Here is a 14,517-nt window from a genome sequence, read left to right on the forward strand (position 1 = left end):
TGTTCGGTGTTTTCTGATCCCTCCAGCAGTGGACGAAGACCCAAAGCCGCCTCCGGGCGGCTTTTTTAATGGCGGATGCGGCCGGCTTTCGCCTACGGCGTTTCCGAGGCCCTCGGCCTTGCTCTAAGGATCGGCCCTGCTGTGACCCGTTGCGCGTTCGCCCTCCCTGTCACGAGAGGCTGAGAGAGGGACCGGACTGAGATCGTGACGTTTCCCCGGCTCTCCGACGTGGTGACTTGGCTCGGCCTCGCGGCGGTCTCGCTCGCGCTCACCTGGCTGCTCACGGCCGCCTCCGTTCCCGCCGCCGTGCTGATCGGCCCGATGCTCGTGGCCATCGGATTTGGCCTCGGCGGCGCGACCGCCCGGGTGTCCCGCCCCGTCTTCACCGCCGCCCAGGGCGTGGTCGGCTGCCTCATCGCCAGCGCGGTCACGCCCGAATTGCTGGTCGAGGTCGTGCGCGACTGGGACGCCATGCTCTTCGGGGTGGCCGTCACGATGGTGGCGAGCGCCGCGATCGGCCTCTTCCTCGCCCGCTTCGGCACGCTGCCGGGATCGACGGCCGCGTGGGGCACCGCGCCGGGCGCGGCCTCGGCGATGGTCGTCCTGGGGCAGGAATACGGCGCCGATCCCCGCCTCGTCGCGACGATGCAATATGTGCGGGTGATCATCGTCGTCCTCTGCGCGTCCCTGATCTCCGGTCTTCTGATCGATGCCCCCGTGGTGCAGGTGCCGCAGGCGGCCGCCGCGCCCGGTTTCGATCCGGCGGGCCTCGCCCTGACCCTCGTCGTCGCCCTCGCCGGAGCCGCGATCGGCCGCAGGCTCGGCATCCCGGCCGGCGCCCTGCTCGTGCCGCTGGCCGTGGCGGCGATGCTGAACGCGACGGGCCAGGTCCGGCTGTCGATCCCGCCCTGGCTCCTCGCGGTCGCGTATGCCGTGATCGGATGGGCGATCGGGCTCCAGTTCGAGCGCGGCTCGCTGATCCGCTCGATCCGCGCTTTGCCCGAGATGATCGGAGCGGCGCTCGCGATCGTCGCCCTCTGCGGGCTCGCGGCCTACGTCATGGTGCGCGTTCTCGGGATCGGCGCCCTGACCGCCTTCCTCGCCACCAGTCCCGGCGGGATCGATACGGTGGCCATCATCGCCCTCTCGGGTGGGGCCGACACGCCGTTCGTCATGTCGCTTCAGGTGCTGCGGGTGCTGGTCGTCGTCGCCACGGGGCCGGCCATCGCCCGGCTTGTCGCGCGCTATGCCAGGCCGGACTGACCGGGCTCAGACCGCTCGCATGGTGGGCGAGGCCGGGAACGTCACGCCGTCGTAGAGTTCCGACAGGGGGAGGGCGATGCCAAGCCCCGGCAACTCGATCACGGCGTCGAGGCCCTCGACGAAGGAGCGTTCCCAGGCCCGCTCGGCGTCGCGCGACCAGACCGCGACCTGGGCCGCGTTCGGCTCGACGAACAGGATCGTGTCGAGGCTCGCGATGGACTTGTATTCGGCCAGCTTCTCGAGCGTGTCGAGGTCCCGCGTCGAGGGCGACAGCACCTCGGCCACCAGCCGCGGCTCGGCGGCCTTGTAGGCGTTCGGATCGCGGCGGCCGCAATCGATCCCCGCATCGGGACGCCGGATCCGCCCGGGATAGGTCTCGACGCTGCTGTCTCCGGAAAACGGAACGCAACCGCTCCCCCGCAGCTTCATCCGCAACTCGGACAGCAGGTTGATCGTGATGGTGTCGTGCACATTGCGCGCCCCCGCCATCATCCGGATCGGGAAGCCGTCCACGAGTTCGTAGCGGTCCTGCTGGCGGTCCTGCCAGGCGAAGAACGCGTCCGTCGTCCAGGGCTGTTCGGCTCGCTGCGCCATGGAGGCTCCGTATGGCAGGATCGTAGCAGATCGCGGCCCGTGTGAGAATGCGGAGCCCTCGACACTCCCGGCTGCTCGCCCTAAGAGGGCGCGCCTTCTTCCTTCCGACGAGAGTTTCGCATGCAGCCGCAGCCGTTGAGGGTCGGGATCGCCGGCCTCGGCACGGTCGGCGCGGCCGTGCTCGATATCCTGGCACGCCGCGACAACCCATTGGCCGACCGGGCCGGCCGTCAGATTCGCGTGACGGCGGTGTCCGCGCGCGACAGGACCCGCGACCGCGGCCACGACCTGACGCGCTATGCCTGGTTCGACGATCCGGTGGCCCTCGCCTCCTCTCCGGAGATCGATTGCCTCGTCGAGCTGATGGGCGGCTCGGACGGGCCGGCCAAGGCGACCGTCGAAGCCGCGCTCGACGCGGGCAAGCATGTCGTGACCGCCAACAAGGCGCTGCTGGCGAAACACGGCCTCGCGCTCGCCGCGAAGGCCGAGGCCGCGGGCCGCGCTCTCGCCTTCGAGGCCTCTGCGGCCGGCGGCATCCCCGTCGTCAAGACCCTGCGCGAGGCGCTGGCCGGCAACGGCGTCACGCGCCTCTACGGAATCCTCAACGGCACCTGCAACTACATCCTCTCGCGGATGGAGCAGGAGGGATCGAGCTTCGCCGATTGCCTCGCGGCGGCGCAGAAGCTCGGCTATGCCGAGGCCGACCCGACCTTCGACATCGAGGGCTACGACACGGCCCACAAGCTCGCCATCCTGACCTCCCTCGCTTTCGGGGTCGAGATCGATGCCGAGGCGATCTATGTTGAGGGTATCTCCTCGATCACGCCGGTCGACCTCGCGATGGCCGAGGAACTGGGCTTCCGCATCAAGCTCCTCGGCGTCGCCGAGCGGGTCGGCGATTCGGGCATCGAGCAGCGCGTCCACCCCACCATGGTGCCGAAGACCTCGGCCGTGGCGCAGGTGATGGGCGTGACCAACGCCGTCACGATCGATGCGGATGCGGTCGGGGAACTGACGCTGATCGGACCCGGCGCGGGCGGGAAGGCGACGGCTTCGGCCGTCGTGTCGGACATCGCCGACGTCGCCGCCGGCACGGTCGGGATGCCCTTCGGCCGGCCGGCTGCTCGGCTCGAGACGGCCGAGCGGGCACCGATGCAGCGCCACCAGGGCGGCTATTACATCCGGCTGACGGTGCATGATCGGCCCGGCGTCGCCGCGGGTGTCGCGAGCCGGATGGCGCAGGCCGACATCTCGATCGAATCCATCATCCAGAAGCGCCCGCCCGGGGCCGACAAGGACAAGCACGGCCGTTCGGGCGAACCCGTGGCGCTCGTCCTCATTACCTACGAGGCGGCGGAAGCCGCGATTCGAAGCGCGCTTGACGCGATCGCAGGCGATGGGCTCGTCTCGGAGCCGCCTCAGGTGATCCGGATCGAGCGCGACTGACAGCAGGGGAACGACGATCATGAGCGAGAAGAAGGCCGTCAAGAAGAGCGCGAAGGACAAGGCCCCGAAGGCCGCCAAGTCGGCTGTCGCGAAGGAGAAGGGCGGGAAGAAGACCGCGTCGAAGGTGCTGCCGGCCGCCGTGCCCGCCAAGTCCAAGGACCCCGTCCAGGCTGCTCCGAAGGCTGCGTCCAAGGCTGCGGTGAAATCGGCCCTGCAGGCCGTCGCCCGCACGGTCGTGAAGCCCGCGAAGCCGAAGGACCTCGCCCAGGCCGCGAAGAGCGCGCCGAAGGCGGAGCCGAGCCAGCTTCTCGAACGCATCCTGACGCTCGAACTCGTCCGCGTGACGGAGCGGGCCGCGGTGGCCTCCTCGCTGCTGCGCGGACGCGGCCAGGAGAAGGCCGCCGACCAGGCCGCGGTCGACGCGATGCGCCGCGAGCTCAACAACCTGCCGATCGACGGCACGGTCGTGATCGGCGAGGGCGAACGCGACGAGGCGCCGATGCTGTTCATCGGCGAGCGGGTCGGCACCGGCAAGGGTCCCAAGGTCGACATCGCCGTCGATCCGCTCGAAGGAACGACGCTCTGCGCCAAGGACATGCCGGGCTCGATCGCCGTCATGGCGATGGCCGAGGGCGGCACGCTGCTCGCGGCCCCCGACGTCTATATGGAGAAGATCGCGGTCGGACCGGGCTATCCGCCGGGCATCGTCGATCTCGACCGCTCCCCCGAGGAGAACATCAAGGCCCTGGCCAAGGCCAAGGGCGTCGAGCCGAAGGACGTCACGGTCCTCATCCTCGAGCGCCCGCGCCACGAGGATCTGATCCGGCGCGTGCGCAGCCTCGGCTGCGGCATCCGCCTCATCACCGACGGCGACATCATGGGCGTGATCTTCACGAGCATGCCGGGCGAGACCGGGATCGACCTCTATATGGGCATCGGTGCGGCCCCCGAGGGCGTGATCGCGGCGGGCGCCCTTCGCTGCATCGGCGGCCAGATGCAGGGGCGGCTGATCCTCGACACGCCCGAGAAGCGCGAGCGCGCCAAGAAGATGGGCGTGACCGATCCCAATCGGAAATACGAGCTCACCGATCTCGCGCGCGGCGACGTCGTGGTCGCGGCGACGGGCGTCACGGACGGAGCGCTGCTCGACGGCGTGCGGTTCAAGGACGGCCATGTCGAGACGGACACGATCGTCTACCGCTCGAGCACCGGCACCGTGCGGCGCATCAAGGCCGAGCACCGCAACATCGAGAAGTTCCATCTCGAGCCATGACGGGTGAGCCGGCGATGGTGACTGTGAAGGACCATGGCTGACGTCTCCATCGGCGCGGCGGCGCGGCCTGTCCCGCCGCCGGTACCGACCGCGCCGGCGGACTCGGTTCTACCCGGTCCGGCGGCGCCGAGCATGCTGCGCGAGATCGGCGCCGGGGCGACCGTAGCGCTGCTGACGCTTCCCTTCGCGGTGTCGGCCGGCGTCCTCGCCTATGCGCCGCTCGGGCGGGACTACATCGCCGCCGGGGCGGCGACCGGCATCCTCTGCGCCGTCTCGGGCGGGATCGTCGGAGCGCTGACGCGCTCCTCCTCCTTCATCGGCAACGTGCCCTCCGCGCCCCTGGCGCTGATCCAGGCGAGCTTCGTCTCGGCGCTGCTCGCCGGTTTCGGAGGCGACCCCGCGATCGCGCTCGCGCTGATGCCGCTGTCGGTGATCCTGGCCGGCTTCTGGCAGGCCCTGTTCGGCTGGTCCGGCTTCGTGCGGATCGTCAAGTTCACGCCCTATCCGGTCCTCGCTGGCTTCGTGACGGGGCTGTCCGTCCGGACCTTCGTCCAGCAATTTCCCCGCCTTTTCGAATTGCCGACGCCTTCGGCCTTCTGGGACGCGGTCGTGGCCGGCACCGTGCCGCACCTGCCCATGGCCGCCTTCGGGCTCGTCGTTGTGGCCGTGATCCGGCTCTCTGATCACTTCGCGCCGCGCTTTCCGGCGATGCTGGTCGGGCTCGTGACCGGCTCGCTTGCCTGGCATGCGCTGATGGCGCTCTGGCCGAGCCTGGAGATCGGCCGGACGGTGGGCGCCATGTCGCTCGCCGAGGCGACGATCGGCTTCTCGCTGCGCTGGGACCTTTTCGCGCGGATCTTCGAGGATGCGGCGCTCGTCCAGAACGTCGTTCTGACGTCGCTGACGCTCGCGGCCGTCAGCATGCTGGACTTCACCTTCAGCGTGCGCACCGCGCAAAGCGTGTCCGACGTCCGGCTTTCGCCGCCGAGGGACCTCGCCGGGCAGGGCCTGGCCAATGTCGCCTCGGCCCTCACGGGCGGGATCGCGGTGACGTCCTCGCTCGGCACGACGCTGGCGGTCTTCGAGGCGGGCGGGCGGACGCGCATCGCGACGCTCAGCCTCGCCGTCTTCCTGCTCATCGCCGCGATCGTCGGTCCGCATCTGATCGGGGCGATGCCGATCATCGTCCTGACCGCCATGCTGATCTCGATCGCCTGGAAGATGTGGGACCGCTGGTGCTTCGCCGTCTCGCGCGACGCGCTCGTCGCCGCCAACCCGGAAGTGCGCACGCGGGCGCGGCGGAACCTCGCCATCGTCGTCGCCGTGATGGCGGCGACCGTGCTCGGCCAGCCGATCCTCGGCGCCGTCGTCGGCGTGATCCTGTCCTGCCTCGTCTTCATCATGGAGATGGGCCGCCCCATCGTGCGCCGGCAGCTCGATTGCAGCCGGATCTCGTCGAAGCGCATCCGCTCGCAGCAGGACAGGGCAGTTCTCGCCGCCCAGGGCGGGCGCACCGTGGTCTTCGACCTCCAGGGCGTGCTGTTCTTCGGCAATGCCGACGATCTCGCGACCGCGATCCAGAACCTGCACGGGCGCGTCCGCACGCTGATCCTCGATTTCCACCGCGTCACCGATCTCGACACCTCGGGCGCCACGGTGCTTCGGCAGATCGCGCGCCGCACCGCCGAGAACGGGGTGCAGCTGGTTCTGGCGGGGCCGGCGCCGAAGTACCGGCCCCTTCTCGAGGAGGCGCTGTCGGAGGCACCGGGGGTCCGCCTCTTCCCCGATCTTGATGCCGCGCTCGAGGAGGCGGAGGATCGCGTGCTGGCGGCGCATGGTCCAGGCCCCGGCTGGGCCGGCCTTGCGATCCACGAGACCGATCTCGGCGGCGGCCTCTCCGAGGCCGAACTCAAGGCCCTCGTCGGGCGGCTCGAACACGCCTCCTATGCGGCGGGCGAGGCGCTCTGCCGTGCCGGCGAGCCGGCCGACCGGCTTTGGATCATTACGCGGGGCAGCGTGAGCATCCGCGTCGCGGGGGCGCATCACGCGCGCCGCATCGCCGCGCTCGGGCCGGGGACGGCGGTCGGCGAGATGGGCCTCCTCGATCGCCGGCCGCGCTCGGCCGACGTCGTGGCGGACGAGGATGTCGAATCCTATGTACTGACGGCCGAGCATTTCGATGCGCTCTTGCGCGACGAGGCCCGTCTCGGCCAATCGCTTCTGGCGACCATCGCGCGGCTGACGGCGCAGAGGTTGCGTGACACCTCCGAGGAGCTTCGGCTCGCGGACGTGTGAGGGAAAGACGAAGATGCTGAAGGTTCGGGTGATCCCCTGTCTCGACGTGAAGGACGGGCGCGTCGTGAAAGGCGTCCAGTTCGTCGATCTGCGCGATGCCGGCGATCCGGTGGAGGCCGCGCGCGCCTACGATGCGGCGGGGGCGGACGAACTCTGCTTCCTCGACATCACGGCGAGCCACGAGGATCGCGGCATCCTCCTCGACATCGTCCGGCGGACGGCCGCGGAATGCTTCATGCCGCTGACGGTGGGGGGCGGCATCCGGACGGTCGAGGACATCCGCAATCTGCTCCTCGCCGGCGCGGACAAGGTGTCGATCAACACCGCGGCCGTGAACAATCCCGATTTCGTGCGCGAAGCCTCGCAGAAATTCGGCGACCAATGCATCGTCGTGGCGATCGACGCCAAGCGCGTCTCGCAGCCCGGCGAGCGCCTCGCCTGGGAGATCTTCACCCATGGCGGCCGGCGCGAGACGGGGATCGACGCGATCGCCTTCGCCAAGGACATGGCCCAGCGCGGGGCGGGCGAGCTGCTCGTGACCTCCATGGATCGCGACGGCACGCGCTCGGGCTACGATCTCGAGCTCATCCGCGCGATCTCGGACGCGGTGCCGATCCCGGTCGTGGCGTCCGGAGGGGTCGGGGGGCTGGACGACCTCGTCGCGGGCGTGAAACAGGGCCATGCCAGCGCCGTGCTGGCGGCGTCGATCTTCCATTTCGGCGAGCATTCGGTCGGCGAAGCGAAGACGTACATGGCCCAGGCCGGCATTCCCATGCGGCTCACGGCGTAAAGCGGGACGACGCGCGATGACCTTCACCCTCGCCGATCTCGAACGGGTGGTCGCCACGCGCGGCTCCTCGCCCACCGACACCTCCTACACCGCCAAATTGATCAAGGGCGGCCCCCCGCTCGCGGCCAAGAAGCTCGGCGAGGAGGCGGTCGAGGTCGTGATCGCAAGCGTCGCGCAGGATCGCAGGGCACTGATCGCCGAGAGCGCCGACCTCCTCTACCATCTCCTCGTGGTGCTGCGGCTCGGGGACGTGCCGCTCCGCGAGGTGGAGGAGGAACTCGGCCGCCGCACCGGCCAGTCCGGCCTCGCCGAGAAAGCCTCGCGAGATGGGCGCTGAAAGGGCCTCGCCATGAGTGATGCCGAGGGCGCTGCGGACAGGCCGGGCTCTCCCGCTCCGGCGAAGAACGGCCTGTCGCCCTATTGGCATTTCGCGCGGGACGACTGGGCGCAGTTGCGCGCCGACACGCCCCTCACGCTGACGGCCGAGGAGGTCAATCAGCTCCAATCCCTGAACGACCCCGTCTCGCTCGACGAGGTGGTCGCGATCTACCTGCCGCTGTCCCGGCTTCTGTCGATGTATGTCGAGGCGGCGCAGAACCTGTTCCGGGCGACGCAGAGCTTCCTTCATGCCGAAGAGGGGGACAAGGTCCCCTACATCATCGGCGTCGCTGGCTCGGTCGCCGTCGGCAAATCCACCACCGCCCGCATCCTCAAGGCGCTCCTGGCGCGCTGGCCCAATACGCCGAAGGTCGACCTCGTCACGACGGACGGCTTCCTGCGCCCCAATGCCGAACTCGAGCGGCTGGGGCTGATGCAGAAGAAGGGCTTTCCGGAGAGCTACGACACCCAGCGTCTCCTGCGCTTCCTGCACGACATCAAGGCGGGACGCCGCAAGGTTACGGCGCCGCTCTATTCGCACCTCGTCTACGACGTCGTGCCCGGCGAGATGACGATGGTCGACCAGCCCGACATCCTGATCGTCGAGGGGCTGAACGTGCTCCAGCCCGCGCGCCTGCCGCGCGACGGCGCCGCCATCCCCTACGTCTCAGATTATTTCGACTTCTCGGTCTATCTCGACGCCGACGAGGAGGACCTGCATCGCTGGTACCTGCACCGCTTCATGCGGCTGCGGAACACGGCCTTCCGCGATCCGCTCTCGTATTTCCGCCGGTACGCGACGCTGTCGGAGCGCGAGGCCCTCGATTTCGCCGAGGGCCTCTGGGAACGGATCAATCTCAGCAACCTGCGCGAGAACATCGTGCCGACCCGGCAGCGTGCCAGCCTCATCCTGCGCAAAGGGGCGAGCCACCGCATCGAACAGGTGTCGTTGCGGCGGCTCTGACCGGGGCCGAGGCCCGCCGGCGGCTCAGCGCCGGCTGTGGATCAGGAGCGCCAGCGCGTAGCCCACGGCGCCCGCGATCAGCATCGCGGCGAGGGGGCTCTGCTCGACCTGGCGGCTCACCGCCTCGCGGCCCTCGCGCAGGCTGCGGCCCGCCGCATCCTGGTAGCGTTCGAGACCGTCATCGACGTAGCGGCGACCCTCGTCGATGTAGCGGCGGCCTTCGTCCACCACGCGGTCGGCCACGTCCCGGGCCTGATCCGCGTAATCCCCGGCCTGATCCTTCGCGCGGTCGACGTATTCGCGCGCCGTGTCCTTCGCCTGGCCATAGGCGTTCTGCACCGCGCCCTTGGCCTGGTCGACCAGGCCTTCGGCTTCGAGCCTGCTGTTCCCGGCCAGTTCTCCGACTCGCCGCTCCACCTTACCGCCGATGTTCCGTGCCGCGCCGGCGATACGATCACTGTCCATGGAAACCTCCGTTGATCGGCTCCTCAACGATGCGAGGCACGGAAAGTTTCGCCCTCAATGCAAGACGGGCCGCTTGAGGAGGCGCATGCGGTCGGCCGAGGCGACGGCGACATCGACCGGGCGGCCGTCGCGAAGGAGGCGCAGCATCACCTCCGTGCCCGCCGGGCCGGCGTTCCAGACGCTCCTGAAGAAGGCGGCGAGGTCGCGCGGCTGCGCGTCGGCGACGCCGACCACGACGTCTCCGACCTGGAGACCCGCGGCTTCCGCGGGCCCTCCTGACACCACGCCCGCGATCGTGACCTGGCCGCCGATCTCTGCCGCGAAGAGGCCGAGCCAGGGGCGCGGCGGGCGGTCGGCCTGGCCCTGCCGCAGCATGTCCGGGAGGATCGGCTTCAGGAGGTCGATCGGCACGACCATGTTGATGCTCTGGCTCCGGTCCTGGGCCTCGTCCTGCTGGAGTTGCAGGGAGCCGATGCCGAGCAGTTCGCCGCTCTCGCCGATCACGGCCGTCCCGCCCCAATGGGGATGCGACGGCGCGACGAACAGGGCGTCGTCGAGCACGTATTCCCAGTAGCCCGCGAATTCCTGGCGCATGACGACCTGGGCCGCGACCGATCGGCGGCGCCCTCCGGCGCCGGCGATGACGACCGGGTCGCCCGGCTCGAGGTCCGCCGAGCTGCCGAGCGGCATGGCCGGAACGTCCAGCCGGCCCAGAGCCTGCACGAGGCCGAAACCCGTCTCCCCGTCGAAGCCGATGACGTGGCCCGGCACGACGCGGCCGTCATGCGTCGTCAGCCAGACGGAACTCGCCTCCGTGATGAGGTAGCCGATCGTCAGGACGATGCCGTCCTCGCGGATCAGCACGCCGTGGCCGGCCCGCTCGCGCCCGAGCGTATCGGCGGTGAAGGCATCGACGGGTATGCTCGTCGTCAGGCCGACGACGGAGGACAGTGCCCGGTCCAGATCGAAATCATAGGCCTGCGGCCGGGGCTGGACCGCAGGGGGCACTTTCCAGTCGCTCGACATCGGATCTCCTCGATCGGACCGGGAGCGGCAGTAGACCGGAAGTGCAGGGGGCCTGTCGAGAGGGGCAGGCGCGTCGCGGCGGCCGCGCGATCCGTCCCAAGCGTGACGGACCGAAATCTGTGCACTTTCGACGGGACCCGATGCCGCATGGCCGCGTTGCCGCGACGGTTCTCTCCGCGATAGGAACGACATGACTCGCATCCCGAGCGCGCCCGGTCTCGCCCCGGACGGCCCGCCCGCCGGGCCGGCGCCCGCGTCCACCAAGGCCCCCGACATGACGCCATATTCCCCCGACGGCCCGCAGGTCATGCGGCGCTCGCGCATCCGGGAGGGTTCGGCGACGCAGAACGGAGCGGTCTGGGACGGGCTCGGCGTGAACTTCGCCCTGTTCTCCGCGCATGCGACCAAAGTCGAGCTGTGCCTGTTCGACAGCGAGGGCATCACGGAGATCGAGCGGATCGAGCTGCCGGAATATACCGACGAGGTCTTCCACGGCTATTTGCCGGAAGCGCGGCCGGGGACGGTCTACGGCTACCGGGTGCACGGGCCCTACGAGCCGGAGGCGGGCCATCGCTTCAACCCGAACAAGCTGCTGCTCGACCCCTACGGCAAGCAGCATCTCGGCAGCCTGACATGGGACCCTGCCGTCTTCGGCTATGTCCAGGGCGAGGACGACCTCACCTTCGACGAGCGCGACAGCGCGCCGTTCATGCCGAAATCCCGCGTGATCGACCCGGCCTTTACCTGGGGGCGGGACCGCAAGCCGAACGTGCCGTGGGACCGGACGGTGATCTACGAGACGCATCTGCGCGGCTTCACGATGCGCCACCCGGACGTGCCGGAGGATCTGCGAGGTACCTTCGCCGGGATGCAGACGCGGGAGGTCGTGCGCTACATCAAGTCGCTCGGCGTGACCTCGGTCGAGCTCCTGCCCATCCACGCCTTCGTCGACGACGACTTCCTGCTCGACAAGGGGCTGCGCAACTACTGGGGCTACAACACGATCGGCTTCTTCGCGCCGATGGCCCGCTACAAGGCCGGCTCCTCGGTCGCCGAGTTCAAGGAGATGGTCGCCCGCTTCCACGATGCGGGGCTCGAGGTGATCCTCGACGTCGTCTACAACCACACCGCCGAAGGCAACGAGATGGGGCCGACCCTCTCGTTCAAGGGGATCGACAACGCCTCCTATTACCGGCTGCTGCCGGACGACCGGCGCCGCTACATCAACGATACCGGGACGGGCAACACGCTCAATCTCAGCCATCCCCGCGTCCTCCAGATGGTGACCGATTCTCTGCGCTACTGGGCGACGGAGATGCGGGTCGACGGCTTCCGCTTCGACCTCGCCACCATCCTCGGCCGCGAAGAGCACGGCTTCGACGAGGGGGGAGGGTTCCTCGACACCTGCCGCCAGGATCCGGTGCTGAACTCCGTCAAGCTGATCGCCGAGCCCTGGGACATCGGGCCGGGCGGCTATCAGGTCGGCCAGTTCCCGCCCGGCTGGGCGGAATGGAACGACAAGTATCGCGACACGGTCCGCGAATATTGGAAGGGCGACGAGGGCAAGTTGCCGGACCTCGCCTCCCGCGTCACCGGCTCGGCGGACCTCTTCAACCGGCGCGGGCGCAAGCCCTGGGCGAGCGTCAACTTCATCACCGCCCATGACGGCTTCACGCTGAACGACCTCGTCTCCTACAACGACAAGCACAACGAGGCGAACGGCGAGGACAACCGCGACGGCCATTCCAACAACCATTCCTGGAACCACGGCGTCGAGGGTCCGACCGACGATGCCGAGATCGTCGACCTGCGCTACCGGCAGATGCGCAACCTGCTCGGGACCCTGCTCCTCTCCCGCGGCACGCCGATGCTGCTCGCGGGCGACGAGTTCGCCCGCACCCAGGGCGGCAACAACAACGCCTATGGGCAGGATTCGGAGATCGGCTGGATCGACTGGTCGGTGCCGCCCGCCTCGCGCGACCTCGCCCGGTTCGTGCAGAAGCTGATCGCGCTGCGCCAGGCGCTGCCGATGCTCCGGCGCGGGCGCTTCCTCACCGGGGCGCTGGACGAGGAGATCGGCGCCAAGGACGTGACCTGGCTCGCGCCCGACGGGACCGAGATGACGCCCCAGCATTGGCAGGACGGGAATGCGCGCTGCGTCGGCATCCTGCTGGACGGGCGGGCCCAGGAGAGCGGCATCCGGCGGGTGGGGACGGACACGACGCTGTTCCTCGTCCTCAACGCGTATCACGACATCGTCAATTGCCGCCTGCCCGAATCGCCGGGGGGCAAGGAATGGGTGCTTCTCCTCGACACCAACCAGCCCGATCTCGAGACCCTGCCGAACTTCCCGATCGGGCACGAATACGGTGCGACGGGCCACTCGCTGCTTCTGTTTATGACGAAGCCCGACGAGAACGAGCGGGGAACGGAGGACGCGCAGCGTTCCTATCAATACGTCATCGCCGCCTTCCACCGGGCGCTCGACGAGGACCTCGTCCTGCCGGGCGACTAAGGCCGAGTCGGGCGGCGGCCGCGGCCCTTCAGCGGGTCGCGGTCGCCGCCGATTCGATGGCGCGGAGCGAGCGGAGGGTCGCGTCGCCGCAATCCTCGCGGCCAAGCTCTTGTCCCGGCACCGTTCCGGCGAGGACGCGGCCCATCCGGGCGAGATCCTTCACCGAGCGGATCAAGGCGGCGATCGGGTCCTGCTCGGCGGCGCTGAGATAGGCGCGGGCGAGGGCGATCTCGGTCTCACTCATGTCTGGCTCCCTGACGTGACGCCAGAACAAATAGAGAACATTTCTTTGATGATTCGTTAAGCGCGAAGGGTTGGCTTGCGCGCGCCATGCGCTCGACCATCAGAGGCGGTGTCTGTTGCCGGCATGTGACAGGCTGACGCATTTCCGTGGCCGCGCGGCGAAAGCTTCGCCCTGCGCGCCTCCCGTGCGGCTAAGCTTCCTCTGCCCGAGAGACGGGCGAGGAGGGCGTCGCCCGTGAGATCGATCGTGCTGTGTTTGGTGGCGCTCGCACTCGCGGGTTGCCAGACGATGGCCAACCGCCTGTCGCCGGCCGAGGTGGCGGGGTTCCGGCTCGCGCAACTCGATGTGGTCCCGCCGCCGGCCGCCGCCATCCGCTGGTACGACGGCGAGGTCGTCTATGCCGCCAGCAAGGGCGTCGGGATGCTCGAGGCGAGCAGCGCCGCCGCGACGCCCGAGGGGCAGGCCTATCTTCAGCATGCCGTCGCGGGGAAGGTGCGCGCCGCCTTCCAGCGGGAGCTGGGCGGCTCGCTCACCGGCACGCGCCCCGTCCGCGTCCAGGTGAGGATGCAGAGCGTCACCATGATCCCCGCCCTCCAGCGCGCCCTGATCGGCGGCGGCGAACACGCCATCGTGGCCGACATCACGGTGCTCGATGCGAAGACGGGGGCCGTCCTGTCGACCTATCCCTCGTTCAAGGCCGGCTCGACGGCCGGGGGAGGGGTCGTCGGCCTTGCGGTCGACGCCACGATCACCGGCGCGCCGATCGATCGCGTGGTCTCGAACCTCGCCTCCGGGTATCGGGCCTGGCTGATGAACCCCGGGGCAAGCTAAACCTCTGGCTTCCCGCGAGCCGGCATGCTAGGGGCTCCTGGCCGCCGGGAAACCGCGGCACAGGAGTGTAGCTCAGCTGGTTAGAGCACCGGTCTCCAAAACCGGGGGTCGTGGGTTCGAATCCCTCCACTCCTGCCAGCGTTTCAGCTAAGAAATTGATCTGGCAGATTTTTCAGGCCTAGCCGCAGGGCGCCCCATCCGGGGCCCCGCTTTCGGCATGAGCCCTCATGACGCCGTCTGCGCCAAAGTAGGATGCGGGCGAGCGCTGGAATCGACCCGTCTTACGCCGATGCGTCTTGCGATCGTTATCGATCGGGAATCGGCGCATTTCGATCGGTGCTGTCGTGCGACGTCGCCGGCTCCGCGAGAGGGGCGATGGAGGCCGGCCTTCGGGGCATCCTCCTCGAGGACTGCCTTGGGCCCGATCGATCAG

The 14,517-nt window shown here is 69.2% G+C and carries 13 protein-coding genes and 1 tRNA gene; 10 read left to right on the forward strand and 4 right to left on the reverse strand.

The features are described from left to right. Window positions 1-204 precede the first annotated feature (204 nt). A complete protein-coding gene (locus tag EV668_RS03475) occupies window positions 205-1,263 on the forward strand; it encodes an AbrB family transcriptional regulator (protein ID WP_245512813.1) in 1,059 nt (352 codons plus the stop codon). A 6-nt stretch (window positions 1,264-1,269) separates the two neighbouring features. On the opposite strand, the gene EV668_RS03480 is transcribed toward EV668_RS03475, so the two are convergent. Further along, entirely contained in the window at window positions 1,270-1,857 is a 588-nt protein-coding gene (locus EV668_RS03480) for a Uma2 family endonuclease (RefSeq protein WP_133768444.1), read from the reverse strand. A gap of 120 nt (window positions 1,858-1,977) precedes the next feature. Here EV668_RS03480 and EV668_RS03485 point away from each other — a divergent pair, with 120 nt between their 5' ends. From EV668_RS03485 to coaA, 6 genes are all read left to right on the forward strand, one after another. Next, window positions 1,978-3,303 carry a homoserine dehydrogenase gene (locus tag EV668_RS03485; protein ID WP_133768445.1) on the forward strand — a complete coding sequence of 442 codons (1,326 nt, stop codon included), beginning with the start codon at window positions 1,978-1,980 and terminating at the stop codon, window positions 3,301-3,303. Between the two features lie 316 nt (window positions 3,304-3,619). Continuing rightward, entirely contained in the window at window positions 3,620-4,576 is a 957-nt protein-coding gene (glpX, locus tag EV668_RS03490) for a class II fructose-bisphosphatase (protein ID WP_245513040.1), read from the forward strand. 33 nt (window positions 4,577-4,609) lie between these two features. Next, window positions 4,610-6,871, forward strand: a complete 2,262-nt coding sequence (locus EV668_RS03495; protein WP_133768447.1) for an SLC26A/SulP transporter family protein — start codon at window positions 4,610-4,612, stop codon at window positions 6,869-6,871. Window positions 6,872-6,884: 13 nt separating this feature from the next. Further along, on the forward strand, window positions 6,885-7,661 hold the full coding sequence (hisF, locus tag EV668_RS03500) for an imidazole glycerol phosphate synthase subunit HisF (protein WP_133768448.1): 777 nt from the start codon (window positions 6,885-6,887) through the stop codon (window positions 7,659-7,661). Between the two features lie 16 nt (window positions 7,662-7,677). Beyond that, complete coding sequence (locus tag EV668_RS03505) at window positions 7,678-7,998, forward strand: phosphoribosyl-ATP diphosphatase (RefSeq protein ID WP_133768449.1); 321 nt, start codon at window positions 7,678-7,680, stop codon at window positions 7,996-7,998. 12 nt (window positions 7,999-8,010) lie between these two features. Then, complete coding sequence (gene coaA, locus EV668_RS03510; RefSeq protein ID WP_133768450.1) at window positions 8,011-9,003, forward strand: type I pantothenate kinase; 993 nt, start codon at window positions 8,011-8,013, stop codon at window positions 9,001-9,003. 24 nt (window positions 9,004-9,027) lie between these two features. Here the strand turns inward: coaA and EV668_RS03515 are convergent, their stop codons facing one another. Together EV668_RS03515 and EV668_RS03520 are read right to left on the reverse strand one after the other, a co-directional pair. Further along, the gene (locus EV668_RS03515) at window positions 9,028-9,468 is read right to left on the reverse strand and encodes a CsbD family protein (protein ID WP_133768451.1); all 441 of its coding nucleotides are present in this window, start codon (window positions 9,466-9,468) and stop codon (window positions 9,028-9,030) included. Between the two features lie 54 nt (window positions 9,469-9,522). Then, window positions 9,523-10,494, reverse strand: a complete 972-nt coding sequence (locus EV668_RS03520) for a S1C family serine protease (RefSeq protein ID WP_133768452.1) — start codon at window positions 10,492-10,494, stop codon at window positions 9,523-9,525. 274 nt (window positions 10,495-10,768) lie between these two features. Between EV668_RS03520 and glgX the strand changes: the two genes are divergently transcribed. Further along, window positions 10,769-13,009 (forward strand): glycogen debranching protein GlgX, encoded by a 2,241-nt coding sequence (gene glgX / locus EV668_RS03525; protein WP_425359610.1) that lies wholly within the window; start codon window positions 10,769-10,771, stop codon window positions 13,007-13,009. Window positions 13,010-13,037: 28 nt separating this feature from the next. Here glgX and EV668_RS03530 read toward each other — a convergent pair whose 3' ends face one another. Continuing rightward, window positions 13,038-13,253, reverse strand: coding sequence for a hypothetical protein (locus EV668_RS03530; protein WP_133768453.1), 216 nt, complete (start codon window positions 13,251-13,253; stop codon window positions 13,038-13,040). Between the two features lie 234 nt (window positions 13,254-13,487). Here EV668_RS03530 and EV668_RS03535 point away from each other — a divergent pair, with 234 nt between their 5' ends. Together EV668_RS03535 and EV668_RS03540 are read left to right on the forward strand one after the other, a co-directional pair. Next, complete coding sequence (locus EV668_RS03535) at window positions 13,488-14,084, forward strand: DUF6778 family protein (protein WP_166652320.1); 597 nt, start codon at window positions 13,488-13,490, stop codon at window positions 14,082-14,084. A 61-nt stretch (window positions 14,085-14,145) separates the two neighbouring features. After that, window positions 14,146-14,222: transfer RNA gene (locus EV668_RS03540), tRNA-Trp, on the forward strand. The last annotated feature ends 295 nt before the right edge of the window (window positions 14,223-14,517 follow it).

It is taken from the genome of Enterovirga rhinocerotis, assembly GCF_004363955.1.
Classification (GTDB): Bacteria; Pseudomonadota; Alphaproteobacteria; order Rhizobiales; family Beijerinckiaceae; genus Enterovirga; species Enterovirga rhinocerotis.

What these genes read in the sequence shown, in the direction of transcription:
- EV668_RS03480 (WP_133768444.1), bottom strand. Translation starts at nt 1,857, where the DNA reads ATGGCGCAGCGAGCCGAACAGCCCTGGACGACGGACGCGTTCTTCGCC.
- EV668_RS03485 (WP_133768445.1), top strand. Translation starts at nt 1,978, where the DNA reads ATGCAGCCGCAGCCGTTGAGGGTCGGGATCGCCGGCCTCGGCACGGTC.
- EV668_RS03495 (WP_133768447.1), top strand. Translation starts at nt 4,610, where the DNA reads ATGGCTGACGTCTCCATCGGCGCGGCGGCGCGGCCTGTCCCGCCGCCG.
- hisF (WP_133768448.1), top strand. Translation starts at nt 6,885, where the DNA reads ATGCTGAAGGTTCGGGTGATCCCCTGTCTCGACGTGAAGGACGGGCGC.
- EV668_RS03505 (WP_133768449.1), top strand. Translation starts at nt 7,678, where the DNA reads ATGACCTTCACCCTCGCCGATCTCGAACGGGTGGTCGCCACGCGCGGC.
- coaA (WP_133768450.1), top strand. Translation starts at nt 8,011, where the DNA reads ATGAGTGATGCCGAGGGCGCTGCGGACAGGCCGGGCTCTCCCGCTCCG.
- EV668_RS03515 (WP_133768451.1), bottom strand. Translation starts at nt 9,468, where the DNA reads ATGGACAGTGATCGTATCGCCGGCGCGGCACGGAACATCGGCGGTAAG.
- EV668_RS03520 (WP_133768452.1), bottom strand. Translation starts at nt 10,494, where the DNA reads ATGTCGAGCGACTGGAAAGTGCCCCCTGCGGTCCAGCCCCGGCCGCAG.
- glgX (WP_425359610.1), top strand. Translation starts at nt 10,769, where the DNA reads ATGACGCCATATTCCCCCGACGGCCCGCAGGTCATGCGGCGCTCGCGC.
- EV668_RS03530 (WP_133768453.1), bottom strand. Translation starts at nt 13,253, where the DNA reads ATGAGTGAGACCGAGATCGCCCTCGCCCGCGCCTATCTCAGCGCCGCC.